At 39.4% G+C, this 16,663-nt stretch carries 14 protein-coding genes; 10 read left to right on the top strand and 4 right to left on the bottom strand.

The genetic code is table 11. The annotated features are described in order from the left end of the window. Window positions 1–358 precede the first annotated feature (358 nt). Window positions 359–1,591 carry a TPM domain-containing protein gene (locus AC1WHX_RS04370; protein WP_303115851.1) on the bottom strand — a complete coding sequence of 411 codons (1,233 nt, stop codon included), beginning with the start codon at window positions 1,589–1,591 and terminating at the stop codon, window positions 359–361. 16 nt (window positions 1,592–1,607) lie between these two features. Then, on the bottom strand, window positions 1,608–2,936 hold the full coding sequence (gene dgt / locus AC1WHX_RS04375) for a dGTP triphosphohydrolase (RefSeq protein WP_302544764.1): 1,329 nt from the start codon (window positions 2,934–2,936) through the stop codon (window positions 1,608–1,610). Window positions 2,937–3,236: 300 nt separating this feature from the next. Here dgt and dut point away from each other — a divergent pair, with 300 nt between their 5' ends. The 9 genes from dut to AC1WHX_RS04420 are packed head-to-tail and all read left to right on the top strand — an operon-like array spanning window position 3,237 to window position 13,607. Then, window positions 3,237–3,677, top strand: coding sequence for a dUTP diphosphatase (gene dut / locus AC1WHX_RS04380; RefSeq protein WP_022390085.1), 441 nt, complete (start codon window positions 3,237–3,239; stop codon window positions 3,675–3,677). A 30-nt stretch (window positions 3,678–3,707) separates the two neighbouring features. Continuing rightward, window positions 3,708–5,456, top strand: a complete 1,749-nt coding sequence (locus AC1WHX_RS04385) for a tetratricopeptide repeat protein (protein WP_303115854.1) — start codon at window positions 3,708–3,710, stop codon at window positions 5,454–5,456. Further along, complete coding sequence (gene lolB1, locus AC1WHX_RS04390) at window positions 5,453–6,283, top strand: lipoprotein insertase outer membrane protein LolB1 (RefSeq protein WP_122337645.1); 831 nt, start codon at window positions 5,453–5,455, stop codon at window positions 6,281–6,283. Before AC1WHX_RS04385 ends, lolB1 begins: the two co-directional genes overlap by 4 nt. Then, on the top strand, window positions 6,280–7,584 hold the full coding sequence (locus tag AC1WHX_RS04395) for a murein hydrolase activator EnvC family protein (RefSeq protein WP_481228889.1): 1,305 nt from the start codon (window positions 6,280–6,282) through the stop codon (window positions 7,582–7,584). The genes lolB1 and AC1WHX_RS04395 overlap by 4 nt, the downstream gene beginning before the upstream one ends. A gap of 12 nt (window positions 7,585–7,596) precedes the next feature. Continuing rightward, on the top strand, window positions 7,597–8,541 hold the full coding sequence (locus AC1WHX_RS04400) for a GNAT family N-acetyltransferase (protein WP_022390081.1): 945 nt from the start codon (window positions 7,597–7,599) through the stop codon (window positions 8,539–8,541). Between the two features lie 26 nt (window positions 8,542–8,567). Continuing rightward, entirely contained in the window at window positions 8,568–10,301 is a 1,734-nt protein-coding gene (locus tag AC1WHX_RS04405; RefSeq protein WP_147412109.1) for a hypothetical protein, read from the top strand. A 9-nt stretch (window positions 10,302–10,310) separates the two neighbouring features. Then, window positions 10,311–11,801, top strand: coding sequence for an O-antigen translocase (locus AC1WHX_RS04410; protein ID WP_122337642.1), 1,491 nt, complete (start codon window positions 10,311–10,313; stop codon window positions 11,799–11,801). Between the two features lie 9 nt (window positions 11,802–11,810). After that, the gene (locus AC1WHX_RS04415) at window positions 11,811–12,776 is read left to right on the top strand and encodes a glycosyltransferase family 2 protein (RefSeq protein WP_122337641.1); all 966 of its coding nucleotides are present in this window, start codon (window positions 11,811–11,813) and stop codon (window positions 12,774–12,776) included. Window positions 12,777–12,791: 15 nt separating this feature from the next. Beyond that, window positions 12,792–13,607 carry a hypothetical protein gene (locus AC1WHX_RS04420; RefSeq protein WP_122337640.1) on the top strand — a complete coding sequence of 272 codons (816 nt, stop codon included), beginning with the start codon at window positions 12,792–12,794 and terminating at the stop codon, window positions 13,605–13,607. 1 nt (window position 13,608) lies between these two features. Here AC1WHX_RS04420 and AC1WHX_RS04425 read toward each other — a convergent pair whose 3' ends face one another. Next, window positions 13,609–14,712: a glycosyltransferase gene (locus AC1WHX_RS04425; protein WP_122337639.1), complete on the bottom strand. Its 1,104-nt coding sequence runs from the start codon at window positions 14,710–14,712 to the stop codon at window positions 13,609–13,611. A 92-nt stretch (window positions 14,713–14,804) separates the two neighbouring features. Between AC1WHX_RS04425 and AC1WHX_RS04430 the strand changes: the two genes are divergently transcribed. Next, a complete protein-coding gene (locus AC1WHX_RS04430; RefSeq protein WP_481228891.1) occupies window positions 14,805–15,815 on the top strand; it encodes a glycosyltransferase family 2 protein in 1,011 nt (336 codons plus the stop codon). 47 nt (window positions 15,816–15,862) lie between these two features. Here the strand turns inward: AC1WHX_RS04430 and AC1WHX_RS04435 are convergent. Continuing rightward, window positions 15,863–16,663, bottom strand: an 801-nt coding sequence (locus tag AC1WHX_RS04435) for a M20/M25/M40 family metallo-hydrolase (protein WP_481228893.1), incomplete at its 5' end; no start/stop codon positions are given.

Raw genomic sequence — 16,663 nt, forward strand, 5'->3', positions numbered from 1 at the left:
GTGCAAATATAGATATTTGTATAGAAATACAGTGTTAATTATCCTAAAATAATAATTTTATTATTTAGAATGATTCTTTTTAAATTGTATTATGTATTTATAATACAAAGCTTTGCAATAATAATATTTATATTTTATCTCTTTGTATATTTACTCAATAATTAGACCTATATTAGGGGAAATGCATATAGAAGAAAGAAAATAGGTTTATGGCATTTTGTGGCTCTTTGTTTGTTAAAGGTATACTTTTGTCGGGAATTAATGCTCTCCAGAATCGGTTTACAAAATAATCTATTTTTGATTTTAGAATATTTCTATTTGCATAAAATAGATGATATAGAATAAATATGCATATAAATTACCATCCGGATGTTGCTCCTCCGCCTCCGGATCGGCCACCACCGAAACTTCCTCCGCTAAAACCTCCGAAACCGCCGCCTCTTCGGTTATTCCCGGATGCGACGATGATCATAGGTATTATGTAAGTGCTTTTTTTCTGGAAATTACAGTGTGCACAATGGTATATTTTTTCGCCTGTTCCGGTTGAAAACGGAGTTGGTGCAATTAGTATACGATCTCGATCTAAGCTGTAAGCTTTTGCATGGCATTGCGGACAGGAGCTGTATTTGGTGTAACGATTTTCGTATGGATAGACTTCTGTATTTCCGCACTGGTCGCATAGCCAGACGTCATAATCGACCGATTGTAATTTTTCTTCGGTGTTTTCTTGCGGAGTTAAATAACGGTTATCTTCCTCTTCATTGAGTTTTCTCATTTTTGATCCGCATAGGTCGCATTTCCGAGGTTTGTTTCTCAATTGTTTTAATCGGATCGAAATCCATATATACAGGAATAATACGAAAACCGGGAAAATAAAAGAGAGTACGGTTAAGGTATTTTTATATCCTGACAAAGCTCTATATTGCTCATAATTGTCTTTCGTTTTCGATGATTTCACGGAAGACCGTATCATAAAAAGCAATATTATGGAAAATAAAAGAGAGGTGATTGCATAATATTGTAATACTTTACCCCAGTCTTCTTGTGCGGTTTGACTCTGTACCCATAATTCATCTTGAACTTCCGGAGTACTTAATCTGTGATATATGACGTTCAATCCCTGTAACATTCCTTTATCGTAATTTTCTGTTTTGAATTCAGGAAGCATGTACCGAGTTTGAATGCGTTTGCAGATGGCATCCGGTAAAATACCTTCCAATCCGTATCCTGTTTCGAATGTGATTTTACGTTGGTCTAAAACGAATAATATCAACAGTCCGTTGTCTTTTTCCCGTTTTCCTATACCCCAATGTTCGAATAATGCGGTAGCGAATTGCTTTATATCGGCATCCCCAATGGAATTTACGGCTACGACGGCAACTTCAGCGCTTGTTTTCGTTTGAAGAGAGTCCAGCAATAAGTTTATTTGCTGTTCTGTCGAGGGAGAGAGTATTGCATCCGGATTGCTTACGAATGCTTTGGCATTCTGTAAATGCACATTGGGGACGGTTTCGATGGTGTATTCTGTTCCGAAAAGTAATGTCGTAAAAAAAAGGAAAAAAGACAGTATGGAAAAATATATTTGTTTCATTGTTATTCGTTGTTGGTTATAAAGCCGGAAGGCTCATTCCGTTTATTTTTCGATATAAATCCAGCGCATATACGTCTGTCATGCCGGAGATGTAATCGATAACGGCTTGAATTCTTTTATAGATATTTTCGTCCCGGGTTTCGTATTGCCCCGGCACTTTATTCAATAGCAGTTGTGAATATGCTTTACCGGGATTGATGACCGCATCGATCAGTTTATCCAATAGAACAGAAATGATGCGGTTACCGGCAAGTTCTATGTCCAGAACATCCGAAGCTTTGTAGATGTGTTCATAAGCTACATCGGAGCAATTTTTATAGGCATTTCGCGGAGTTTCGCCAATGTGGTTTATAAGTACGCCATCGAATTCTCCTCTCAAAAGCTCCTCTTCTCTTTCACAAAAGATTCGAGAGCATTCATCTACCAATACTCCTACTACGCAGGAGCGCAGATAAGCGATTTGCTCGTTAATGTCCGATACGATATTCAGTGTTTCCTGAATGTGTTTCAAACGAGAACCCGAAAAGAACCCGAGAAACAGTTCTTTTGTTTTCTCGGTCGTTAATATTTTGAGCTTGTGTGCATCTTCTATATCCATTACCTGATAACAGATATCGTCTGCTGCTTCTACTAAGTAAACGAGCGGGTGTCGGCAGTATCGTATTCCGAATGTATCCATACGCAACATGCCTAAGGTATCTGCTACTTTGACAAAATCATCGGCTTCGGAAGTAAAAAAGCCGAACTTTCCTTTTTCTCCTGCAAGATTCGATGCGTAAGGGTATTTTACGATCGATGCCAAAGTCGAATAAGTCATAACGAATCCTCCGGACCGTCGTCCGTTAAATTGATGAGTCAATAATCGAAAAGCATTTGCATTCCCTTCAAAATGGGTCAAGTCTTTCCATTCGTCTGTTCCCAGTTTATTTTTTAAGCTGAGGCCGTTTCCCTCTGAAAAATAAGTAGCGATAGCTCTTTCTCCGGAATGTCCGAAAGGCGGGTTGCCCATATCATGAGCCAGACAGGCGGCAGCGACAATAGCTCCGATACCGTGTAATTTCCCGGCCCAAGGTTCGTTTGCATACTTTTCAAATAAGACGGAAGAAACATTGTTGCCTAATGATCTACCGACACATGAAACTTCGAGACTGTGAGTTAACCGGTTATGTACAAATACGCTTCCGGGAAGAGGAAATACCTGGGTCTTGTTTTGCAATCTTCTGAACGGAGCAGAAAAAACAAGGCGGTCATAGTCTCTTTGAAAATCGGAACGTGAATGTCGTCGTTCTTCGTGATAGCGTTCCAATCCGAATCGTTTAGAGGAGAGTAAACGCTCCCAAGACATTCTGGATTCTGTATATTTCATTTTGTTTCGAATACGATGTTGTTTGGCAAAAATACAAAAAAAATAATACCTCGATAAATGATCTTGTTTCTCTTTATTTAGAAACGGATATTTATGACAAGATTAAAAATACAAAATAACTGAGTCAAATCGATTGTTTTTATAGAAAATAGTTCAGAGAAAGCATTAAAAATAAAAAAATAGCAAGATAGTTTAAGGTTATTTCGTTATTTTCGCAAGTTAATATATTGGGTTTTCGATAATGAAAACACGATCGAAATAAACAGGAAATTGTTGATTATGGAAGTTAAAGTAAAGATAGTTAACCGGTCGAGACATAAATTGCCGGAATATGGTACGGAGCACGCTGCAGGAATGGATATTCGTGCTAACTTGGATGAACCTGTGGTACTTAAACCGATGCAGCGGGTACTGATTCCTACGGGATTATATATCGAACTTCCCGAAGGATATGAAGCCCAGATACGTCCTCGTAGTGGGCTGGCGTTGAAAAAGGGAATAGGGATTCTCAATTCTCCGGGTACGATCGATGCCGATTATCGAGGAGAGATTGGTATTATTTTGATTAATTTTTCGAATGAAGATTTTGTCATTAATGATGGTGAACGCATCTGTCAAATGGTTGTAAAAGAATATTGTCGGGTAGATTGGGTCGAAGTGCAAACCCTTGAAGATAGCGACCGAGGAGCAGGAGGTTTTGGACATACGGGTGTAAAATAAAAGTGTTTTTGTATACAATTTTTTTTGTAAATGAGATATATAGATTATCGTTTATTGCTCTGTTTGACATTATTGTCAGTTTGTTTTTCTTGCGGAAGTAGTCGTAATTTCAGCAAAAAGCGAACGGATGTCGGAAGAGTTTTGTCTGAATCGGATCAACGTAAGTTCGACTATTTTTTTCTGGAAGCCGACCGGATGAAAAATCTCGGGAAACAGGATGCTGCTTTTGATTTGTTGCAGCAAGCTGCTGCTATAGATACGTCGAGTGCCGTTGTCAAATATAATTTAGCCAATTATTACCTGCATTTAAAAAAGCCGCAGCTTGCGTATGATTGTTTAAAAGAAGCTGCGGAGAAAAGTCCGGATAACTATTGGTATAATGTTATGGCTGCCAATCTTGCTCAGAATCTCGGTGATGCTGAGCAGGCGATTTCTCTGATTCGACGGATGATCGAATATAATCCTAATAAGCCGGAGTTGAATTATATGTTGGCGGAGGTTTATGCGCAAAAGGGCGAGTTCCAGCAGGCTATAGATGCGTATAATCAATTAGAACAATCGATGGGTGTCGTAGAACCTATAATTCTTCAAAAAGTAAAACTGTATAAGGCCTTAAAACAAGATGACAAGGCTTTTGCCGAAGTGCAGCGTTTGATCGATGCTCATCCGAAAGATATTACTTATCTTATTTTGTTGGGAGATCTTTATCTTGATTCGAATCGGGATGAAGATGCCTGGAAAGTATATCAACATGCCGGTGAAATAGAGCCTGACAATGCATATTTGATGGTGTCTAAAGCCAACTATTACAATAAGAAGGGGAATAAAGAAGCTTATCAGAAGCAAATTCTGGATGCTTTGCTGAGTAAAAATCTGGATGTGGAGACTAAACAGAAAATATTGACCGGTTTTCTTTCGGAGTTGTTGCAGAAAAAAGAGAATTTGGATCAAGCGGATTCGATGTTTTCCGCATTGCTCGAAATGCATCCTCAAGAGGAGGAACTTCATAAATTGTATGCTGATGTATTGTGGATACGTCAGAAAAAGAACGATGCCATTGCGCAGATGCAGATTGCTGTAGATTTAGCTCCCGTACGTTTGGAATATTGGCAGCAATTAATAGGTGCTATTTTGGATCAGAAGAAATATGACGATGCTATTGTCGCAGGAGAAAAAGCTCTTTCTTATTTACCCGATGAAGCTGTTTTGTATATCTATTTAGGTTCGTCCTATATGATGAAAAAAGAGTATGATAAGGCTGTTGCAACATTAAAAACCGGCTTAAAGCATACCAATCCTGAAAATCGCGCCCTTATTTCTGATTTATACGGACAAATAGGCGATACCTATTATCAGGCGCGGCAACCGGATTCTGCTTATGCCGCATTCGATAAGGCTTTGGAATATAATCCCGGAAATATCGGGGTTTTAAATAATTACAGTTATTATTTGGCTCTTCAGAAGAAAGATTTGTCGAAGGCTGAAAGAATGAGCGGAGATGCTGTTAAACAAGAACCTGATAATCCGACTTATCTTGATACGTATGCATGGGTATTTTTCCAACAAGGAAATTATACGCTGGCAAAAATATATTTAAAAAGTGCATTGGACAAGGGCGGAAATGAAAGTGCTGCATTGTTGGAACATTATGGAGACGTTTTGTTTATGACGGGGGATGTCGATGGTGCTTTGGAGTATTGGAATGATGCCCTTGAAAAAGGCAGCGATTCTAAAATGTTGCCTCAGAAAATAAAAGATAAAAAATATTACGAAGAATGAGAAGATTCATTTGGGCTGTGTCCATAGCTTTCGGAGTTCTGTTTGTCGGATGTAAGACTTCCCATATCGGAGAAAAGATGAAAATATCCGGAGAACAGTCGGAGTCGGAAAAACGTGTTTTTTCCGATTGTCTGAAGAATAGTCCGGATTATACGTCTTACTCTGCGAAAACTTCTTTTGTGATAACCACAAGTGCGGGAAATTTGAAAAGTAAAGCGACAGTACGTATAATAAAGGATAAGATTTTACAAATATCGGTTCAACCGTTTTTAGGGATCGAAATGTTCCGTGTGCGGCTAACTAATGACAGTGTTTGGATTTTGGATAAAATGGGAAAACGTTATGTTGCGGAATCTATAGCGGCATATAAATCGAAATTACCGGTCGATTTGTCTCTTTCTACTATACAAGCATTGTTTTTGGGAAGACCTTTTTTACCGGGGAAAGATCGTTTGGATATATCGGATTACCGAAATTTTTCTTGGATGAAAGAAAAATCGGATTGGAGCTTTTCTATAAAAGATCTGTCCCGTTTTTCTTGTTTATTTGAATTGGATGAGTTGGCACGTTTAAGAGAAACACGAGCTTTGGATATATCCGGACAAATGCAGATAACATGGAGCTATTTGAAATTTACGAATCAAGGGGAATTTTGGTTTCCTTCGGAAATGGAGGTCCGGACAAGCGGAATAGGAAATAAAAACTTGACTCTTAAAATGGAGAATATTTCTCCCGAGTGGAACAAGACTTTCAACGTAGATTTTTCGGTGTCTTCACAATATAGAAAAGTGCCGATACGTGATTTGTTAAATATGTTTTTGAAATGATAAAGCGTATATTGATAATTTGTTTGATGGCTGTGGTTGCCGAGACTTCTGTTGCTCAATCGTCTAAAAAAGTAAAAGATTTGCAGAAACAGAGGAAAGAAGCGTTGCAATCTATTGCGAAGACCGATAAGGAGTTGAAGACTACGAAAAAGTCGGCTCTCCAATCTTTGCATCAATTGAACAAGTTGACGGCTGAGATAACGAAACATAAGGAAGTGATCACAGCTTTGAATGCCGAAATCTCGAATATTAATAAACAAGAGAGAAAGATTAATGAAACGATATCCCGACTCGAGAAAGATTTGAATGCCAAGAAAGAGGCTTATGCCAAAGCTATCCGGGGAATTGCAGGTAGAAATTCGGGTTATGAAACTTTGATGTTTGTTTTTTCATCGAATTCTTTAAATCAATCTTATCGAAGGATTCGTTACTTGCGGGAATATTCGGCTTGGAGGAAAAAGGAGGCGATAAAGATATCCGAACAACAGGCAGAGTTGGAAAAGAAAAAAGCAGAATTGGCTAAAACCCGGGCTGAAAAAAATGCGGTATTGGGAAAACGTACCGATGTTGCAAATAAGTTGAAACAGAAAGAGAAGTCGCAGAAAGAGGTTGTGGCAGATCTTAAGAAGAAAGAAAAAGAACTTCAGAAAGAACTGAATGCCCAAAGAAAACAGGCTGCAGCTTTGAATCGCCGTATCGAACAATTGATTGCCGAGGAGGCTCGTAGAGCCGCAGAAGAAGCAAGACGTGCGGCGGAAGCGGCAAAAAAAGCGGCAAACGCCGATAAAAAATCCGGGAAGAATGCTTCTGCTTCTGCTGGGGAGGTTCGCAAATCTCAGACAAAAGGCGGTTACGCCATGACTAAGGACGAACTTGAGTTGTCGAACAGTTTTTCTCAGAATAAAGGACGTTTGCCTATGCCTTTATCCGGCAAATATATGATTGTAGGACATTTCGGACAGCAACAGCATCAAGAGTTGAAATATGTGCAGGTAAACAGTAGCGGTATAGATATACAAACGACACCGGGAACAACGGCCCGTTCTGTTTTCAATGGTGTGGTTACCCGTGTATTTGTAATGCCGGGTTATAACAGTTCGGTCATTATCCGACACGGGAATTACCTGACGATCTATTCCAATCTTAGCGAAGTGTTTGTAAAGGCCGGAGATAAAGTGACTACGAGACAATCTATCGGGAGAATTTATTCCGATCCGGAAGAAAATAACCGTACCGTATTGCATTTTCAGCTTTGGAAAGAGACTACTAAACTTAACCCTGAACCGTGGTTGAATAAATAATAATCAGGCAATATGGAAACCCGGATCGAAATACAGCAATATATTCCGGCTTTACGGCCTGAATGGGATTGTTTTATTGCAAATTCCAGAAATGGAACATTCCTTTTTTTTCGGAATTATATGGATTATCATTCAGACAGATTTATCGATAATTCTTTGTTATTCCGTTATAAAGGAAAGTTGATTGCCGTGTTGCCTGCTAATCGGGAAGGAGATGTATTGTGGTCTCATCAAGGATTGACGTACGGAGGTCTGGTGCTGTCTTCAAAATGTACGGCAGATAGGGTATTGAATATTTTTTCTCTGTTGTTCTCTTGGCTGTCGGAACGGGGTTTTTCTAAGCTCGTTTATAAATGCGTACCGGATATTTATCATCGTTATCCTTCTCAAGAGGATTTATATGCATTATTCAGGAATAATGCGAGGTTGGTTGCTCGCAATCTTTCCACGACAGTTTCTATTCCGTGCAGGATTCCTTTCAGCCAACTGCGTCGTCGCGGAATAAAAAGGGCTCTGTCTTGCGGGATTGTTGTACAGGAATCTTCTGATTTGGAAAACTTTTGGCGGGTGTTGTCTGAAAATTTGTCGGATCGTTATAATAGACTGCCGGTGCATACCGTAGAAGAAATGTCCCTTCTGAAAGGACGTTTTCCGAATAACATACGGTTATTTACAGCTTGCAAAGGGGAACGGGTTGTCGCCGGATGTGTGATTTTCGAGATGGATGAATGGGTTCATTCGCAATATATATCCGCATCTCCAGAAGGGAAAGAATTCGGAGCTCTTGACTTGTTGTTCCACTACCTGATTACTGATCGCTATTCAGATAGGAAAGTTTTTGATTTCGGACAATCTACAGAGAATAAAGGTTCTTTTCTTAATTCCGGATTAATCGCTCAAAAAGAAGGATTCGGAGGAAGAGGCATCGTATATGATACGTATGAATTGAGTTGGTAACCGAAGATTAACCTTGATTTAAACGAATGGAAAGAAAAAGTGATGTGATATTGGCGATCGAGAGAATGCCGCAATGGGTATTTTTATCGATTCTGTTTTTGTTCCAGCTCATATTTATTCCGCAAGGTCTCGATTTTGCTGATGAAGGTTTCTTTATGACATTTTATCAGCAAATTTTTAATGATCCTGAATCGGTTACATACGCATTTATGTATTGGTTTGCAGGCGTATTGGGAGGATCGCTTTATGCTTTGTTTCCTGAAGGTGGTTTGCTATTGATGCGTTTTGCCGGAGTTTTGATAATTGTTTTAACAGCAGCGTTTGTCTGTCGTATTTTAAAACCTTACTTACCGCTTTGGACTATCCGTGTCGGGGTAGCTATGTCTGTTCTGTATATTTTCGATGATGTGCCGAGCCTTTATTATAATAATGTCAGCGCGTTATTGTATGTAGTGGGTATCGGTTTGTTGTTAAAAGGAATACGTGCTGAAAATAGTAAGGGCTGGATTATCGGGACCGGGATGATATTTGCACTGAACGCATTTACCCGGATTCCGAATGTTCTTGGAGTCGTATTCGTTTTAATAATTCTTTATGAAGCTTGGATTTTCAGGAAAGGAATCAAATGGGCTGCCTGTACTGCAACTTATTTTCTGACGGGATATTTTTCAGCACTACTTTTGGTTTTTTTGTTTATGTGGAGAGTCGGTCATTTGCACCCTTTCTTTACATGTCTCGATTGGATATTTCATATAGGCCAATCTTCTGAGGCATCTCATAATATTTATTCGATGTTCAGAACAACGGTCAGACAATATTTAGAAATAGGGTTTACCGGGTTGTTTTTTGCATTTTGGGGAATATGTTTCTTTTATTTGATAAGGAGATTCAGGAATAAGACTTTTATCAGAATAGTCGCTATTTTTGCATTTCTTGTTTTTGCTTCTTTTTTATATTTTTATGGAGCGTTATATTTGCTTTATTTCCTTTCGTTAGCTACAGTTTTGTTTTTATTGTGGAAAGAACCGTCGTCTATAAAAACTGTGGCTTTAGCTGCCGGAATGTTACTGGTTATTCAGCCTTTGGGGAGTGACGGAGCTGTTGATCTCGTGGGTAGATTTTCGATGTTTTTGACTTTGCCGTTGGTTGTAGCTTATTCGGAAAAGGAGGTTCGGGAACTCTCTGTTTCGAGAGGAATTTCGAATCGTATACTGAGAAAAACGGGATCGATTTTGTTGATATTGTTTGTCTGTTTATCGGTTCAGAGACATATAAGTTATACCTATTTCGATCAAGGATCGCGTTTTAAGAAAATCTATTCGGTCGATCATCTTTTTTTAAGAGGAATTTATACTTCTCAAAAAAGGGCTTCTGTATCTCAGGAAGTGCTTTCTGCATTGGACAGATATGTTTCGGAAGGGGATTATACATTGATTTATGATAATTCTCCGATGTTGCATTATTTAACACAGACAAAGCCCTATGCATATAATCCTTGGCTCTATTTATATGATAAAGATCTGCTACAAGAGGCTTTATCCCGTGCCGGTAGAGAGCGTCAGGCTCTTCCGGTAGTCGTACTTCAGAAATTCAAAGGACTATGGATCGATTGGCCGGATGGTTATTCGGATGATTATATGGCAAATGATGCGAATAAAGGAAAGAATCTGTTGATAAATCGTTTCTTGCACAAGAATAAGTACCTTAAAATTTGGACTAACGGCTATTATGAAATCTGGCTTCCGGAATATGAAAAATAAAGTATAATAATGTCAGAAAAAGGCTCTGTCTCAACATATCGGCGTATTGTAAAATCTACCGGATTATTCGGTGGAGTGCAGGTTATCGGCATTATTTGTTCCTTTGTAAAGGTAAAGTTTATTGCAATATGGCTTGGGGCGGAAGGAGTCGGTATCATAAATTTATACAATGCGGCGCTTGAGATGATTGCTGCCGTTACCGGATTGGGCTTGCGTCAAAGTACGGTACGGGATGTATCGAAAGCCGTATCGCAGAAAAACGAGCATCGACTGTCAGAAGTGGTAACTGTCGTTCGGCGTTGGTCGTGGTTTGTGGGTTTGGCCGGGGCAGTGATCGTTTTGTCGTTTGCGCCCTTATTGAGCCGCTTGACATTCGACAACGATCAGCATATTTGGGGGTTCGTTTGGCTTTCATGCGCTTTGCTTTTCAATGCCCTGTCTTCGGGAGAGCAGGCTGTCTTGCAGGGATTGGGACGGATAAAGGTTCTTGCCAAGAGTAGTGTTTGGGGAGCTGTTACCGCATTATTGCTATCACTGCCGATGTATTATTTTTGGCGCATAGAGGGTATTGTGCCTTCTTTGATTCTTGTTGCTTTGACAAGTTTGATTTTTACTTGGATTTATAGTCGGAGAGTCCCGGTACGAGCAGCCAAATTATCGGCTGGAGAAACGTGGAATATAGGAAAACCTATGGCTATGCTCGGCATCTATATGACGATAAGCGGCTTTATAACGACGTTATTGAATTATCTTTTTATAGCTTGGCTTAACTCCCATTCCGGTATGGCGGATGTCGGGTACTATACTTCAGGATATACTTTGATAACTCGTTATGTAGGGTTGGTCTTTACGGCTATGGGAACAGAATATTATCCTCGTCTGGCTGCAATAGCCGATGACCGGAAACTGGTCGGAGAACAGGTTTCGAGGCAGGCAGAAGCCTCATTGATTATTTTGCTGCCTGTCGTCTGCTTGTTTCTTGTTTGCCAGTCTTGGATTATCAGGATTCTTTATACAACAGATTTTTTGCGGATAGGGGATTATATATCTTGGGCGATTATAGGAGTTTTGTTTAAAGCGGTTTCCTGGACTATGGGGTTTGTGGTGTTAGCAAAAGGTGCTGGAAAATTATTTATGATTACGGAATTTCTTTCTGATACGGTATCTTTTGTTCTGAATATAACGGCATATATGGTTTGGGGACTTGAGGGAATAGGCATTGCTTATCTGATGAATTTCTTTCTTTACGGAACAGGTATGTGGCTCTTGTGCCGGCGCTATTATAGATTGAGATTCGAGCATTCGTTTTATCGAGTGTTGATAACGGTACTTTCGATTTGTCTGCCTGCATTTGCGTTCTGCCGCTTCGGTCAAACCGGCTGGTATATGTTGGCAGCGTGGTTGTTTACAGGTATATCTGTGATTTATTCAATAACGATGCTGAAAAAAAGGCTCGGTTGGAAAATGTTGAATAAATCGGACGAAAATGATGATAAATAGATTGATATTATGGTGAAGTTATCGATAATTATACCGGTATATAATGGTGAGAAGTATATAGATCGTTGCTTGCAAAGTTGTTTGCGACAAGATATACCTGCCGATAGCTATGAAATTGTCGTTGTAGATGACGGTTCGACCGATAGCAGTAATGTCATCTTATCACGTTATGCGATGGAGCATGCCAACGTTGTCGTATTGACTCAGAGTAATAAAAAACAGGGGGCGGCCCGTAATTACGGATTGAGCAAGGCTCAGGGTGAATATATTTGGTTTGTGGATAGTGACGATTGGATAGAAGCCAATTGTTTGGGACGTCTGCTGGCATTGTGCGATGATAATGGTATCGAAGTATTGGCAATAGATCGTATAAATACCGATGGAAAGAGTTTTCAGGAAAAATTAAGAAATACACCTGCCGATAAAATTTTTTCCGGACTCGACTTCTTCAAAGTATTGGATAATAATTTGGCCATTTGCCTCTATTTGTGGCGACGTGAATTATTGTTACAGCATAAGCTGCGTTTTGTAGAAGGGGTTGTTCATGAGGATACTGAATTTATTCCTCGTGCGCTCTTTTATGCTAAATCGGTTTTATATAGTCGCCAGCCTGTTTATTATGTATATTGCCGTCCGGGCTCGACGACTCGAAAAGCGTCTTTACAACGTTGCCTTGATTTGATAACGGTAGCTGAACGTCTGATCATTTTCTGTAAAGAGCATAACGAGGTTGCATCATATATAAATCGTATTGTAGGAGACTGTATATGTACGGCAGTGCGGTTGAGCGATAGCCTGTCTGTGAGTGAACGAAAGGTATTTTATGCACGTATATCGGCTTATAAAGTATCATTTTGTAATGTATTGTATCATCGCGGAGGATGTAAGAATAGGATAGAAGGTTTTCTTTTTTATATGAATCCGAGGCTATACAACCGGATTGACCGGTGGGTGGGTCGAATAAAAAAACGATAAATAAAATTAGGAGTTATGGTATTACATGTTTTGGTTTGTACGTTAGATGAGGGAATAACACGAGTGCCGCATTTGTTGAAACCTGAGCGGGAAGATGTACGTTATGTCGTTTCTTTTCAATATAGTGACGAGAAATTTCTCTCGCTTATTCCTGATGCATTGAGACGGAAAGATGTGCAGATAGTCACTTTACCGGGTAGGGGATTGTGCCGAAACCGTAATCATGTAATGACATTTGTCAATGACGGAATAGCGCTTATTGCTGATGATGACCTCTTTTATTTTGAAGATACGTTCGATACGATTTTAGATACTTTTCGCACTCATAAAGAGATAGACCTTGCATTTTTTAAAACAAAGACTCCTGACGGAGAGTCGGAATATAAAAAATATCCTTTAGTAGAGAAATCTTATACTCGATGGAAAGGGTATGCTCCTAGTTCTATTGAAATAGCTTTTAGAGTAGAAGCCGTGAAGCAAAAAGGAATATGGTTTGACGAACGGTTCGGGTTGGGAAGTGCCCGGTTATCCGGAGGAGAGGAACTCATGTTTGTCGATGCCTGTTTGAAACAAGGGTTGCAAGCTCGTTTTTTCCCTAAATATATTGTTCTTCATCCATGTATGTCTAACGGCGATAGCAGTGCTTTTACTTTGCGTGCGGCAATGACGATGGGTGCGTTGTGCCACCATTTTAAGGGCTGGTTGGCTTTTCCGGCAATGGTGAAATTTACTTGGCAGGCTTTCAGAAAAGGAGAAAAACGACCGGTATCGCCTTTCAAATACTATATTTGGCTTGTTAAGGGTATTTTATATGAACGTGCGACGAGATAGATTATCGGGATTCCCAGAAATGAAGGTATTCTCCGGCTACTTTGATATGATCATGATGTTTTTCTACGAAATGACGACTGTTTAAAGATCGTTGTTCTAACGATTCCCGATGCATTATCAATGATTCGGCTTTTTGGTAAATATCCTGTTCGTCCGGTAAAACATTGATAATAGGTCTGTTTTCTTGCTCTCCCATAAGATCGTACATTTCCGGTTCTCCTCCTCCGATAACGACCAGTCCTTTCGCCATGGCGATCAATCCGTTCATCCCCGGAGTATATGAATATAATTGATCGAGCAGAATGTCCGATCCGTACATCATTTGCTTATATTCTTGATAAGGAACAGAGACGGCTTTGGCGATTTTTACTATATCAGGATAATCTCTTGCCAGTTTTTGCAGAACGTTGAGCATTCGGTCTGTCCCTTTTAATTCATTGCGGTCTTTTTGTATTCCGATAAAAAATTGTACTTGTTCGGGGTATTTCGGAATGTTGCGTAGCGGGTGTTCTTGCAGATTTATCGGTAAGGGCAAGTATTTGGCTTTTTCTTTAAATTCGGAATAATAAGAAATATAGTATTCATACAGGCAGCATGATATCCCGTTTGCTTCTTCTGCCATTTTTTTATTTATTTCGGCTTTTTCACCAGTCATCCATTCCTGAATGGTTTTTTCATTACCAGGAATATACGTGTTGAAACTGTCCCCTATGTAAAAGTCCGAGTATCTGAATGTCTTTTTATCGAGACAATGTTTTACCCAATAGTGATCTGTTCCGAAAGCTCCTAAAAAGATCTTTTTATTGTGCTTTTTGAGGAATCTAAATATTCTGTAACAAGTGCTCGCTTTGAAATCGAGAAAGCAGGGATGATTGATTTGTACGATATCATATCCTGTCAGGTCTTTTAAATGGTATATAAGCGATCCTGCATAGTGTAGAGTGTCGGGAAAGCTATAACTTTTACGTTTTAGATTGATGTCACGATTGTTGTTCATCCATACGCTGCCGTTAGATATGACAGTAACTTTATGTCCGAGAGATCGGAGACCCTCAGACAAAGTCCAATGCAGATTGCTGGCTTCTCCTAATAGCAGTATTTTCATCAATATTCCGATTTATTGACAAAGATAGCTTTTTTATCCAGCTTATGGGAAAGTCATGAAAAAAATGTATCTTCGTTTCCAAATCCTGAGTTATGCTTGAGATCAGTATTATTATCCCCGTATATAATGCGGAATCCTATATAGAGAGATGTTTGCAAAGTATTATATCTTCTTCTGCTCCAGAAGGTAGTTATGAGATTATAGCGGTAGATGACAGTTCCTCGGATCGGAGTTTAGAAGTATTGCAGAAGATGGAAGAGCAAATACCGCAGTTGCACGTTTATCATCGACGCAAAGCCGGACCGGGAGGAGCACGGAATTTGGGGATGAATTATGCCAAAGGTCGCTATATCATGTTTGTCGATGCTGATGATTATATCAATACGGCATCTTTTTATCATTTGCTGTCTTTACTGATTTCTCAATATGATCAAGATATTGTCGGGTTCGATTATTTAAAAGTCGATTCGGAAGGAAATGAAAAACCGTATAGCAATCAATTGTTGCCCTATTGCAGGGAGATGTCCGGTGCAGAATATATGAATATGCAGCAACCGTTGGGGATTCTTTGGGGATATTTTTTTAATCGAAGATTTGTGCTTAAAAATAACTTGAAATTTCAGGAAAAAATAGCACATTCGGATGAGGATTTTGTATCACGGGCATTTTGTGTTGCCGAGACGGTTACGTTTTTACCGGTGCTGCTTTATTATTACTGTTATAATAGTGAGTCTGTAATCAATAAACAGGGAAAAGAATATGAAGAAAAACGCTTTTATGATAATATGAAGGTGATTGACGGATTATGTATATATCGTCAGGAATTGTCTGATTCTTTTGTCGGGAGCGGATTAGATAGAAAAATAGATTATCTGGTAATAAGCGTGATCAGATTGTTAGTCAGAAAACGTATGGATGATGAGTTTATCAAAATGTGCTTGAGTTTTTTTGCAGAAATAAATCTTTATCCTTTACCTTATCGCAGATATGACTGGAAATATTCTTTTTTCAGGGTTCTTACATATACTCCGAAACGGATTTTATGGTGGAAAAGGTATATTGACACACCGGTTATCGGAAAAATAGCGGAGAAAATCTTTTAACAGAGAAACATCTCCGAAAAAACTCACACCCCTGATGTAAGCAAAATTTAGGCAGGCTCTAAAGAAAGCCTGTCCAATAATTTTATGTATAGATCGATTGCTTCTCTGATTTCGCTTTTCAAAATAAATTCGTTTGCCGTGTGTGATCGTGCCGAATCTCCCGGACCTATTTTTACGGAGGTAAAAGGCATTAAGGCCTGATCTGAAAGGGTCGGAGATCCGAAAGGCTGTAATCCTAACATTTTTGCCCGTATAATAATCGGATGATCCGGTTCTATTTTTGAAGAATTGAGCCTGAAAGATCTGGCCTTCATTTCACAGTTGATGTTTTTCTGCAAAATGGAGAACGCCTCTTCATTTTTGTAGAGTTCGTTTGTCCGGACATCGACTACAAAGTCGCAACGGTCGGGTATTACATTATGTTGAGTACCCGCTTGAACTTGTGTGACGCTGAGTTTTACAGCTCCTAATTGTTCTGAAACTTTCGGGAATTGAAAATCTCGGAAATTCTCGATTATTTTTAACGCTTTGTATATTGCGTTTTCTCCTTCATTCCGTGCTGCGTGTCCCGATTTGCCATATACCGAGCAATCGAGAACCATCAATCCTTTTTCTCCTGTGGCAGGCTGCATTCCTGTGGGTTCTCCTACCACAGCTAAAGAGATGGTCGGTAATTCCGGTAATACAGACTCTATTCCGTTTTTTCCCGAAACTTCTTCTTCTGCAGATGCAAGAAAGATAAGATTATAAGGTTGTTGATTTTCGGTGAGAAAAATGAACACATGCAATAGACTTACTAATGATGCTCCAGCATCGTTACTACCCAATCCGAAGATTCGATCATCCGT

This window comes from Coprobacter sp., from assembly GCF_982436375.1.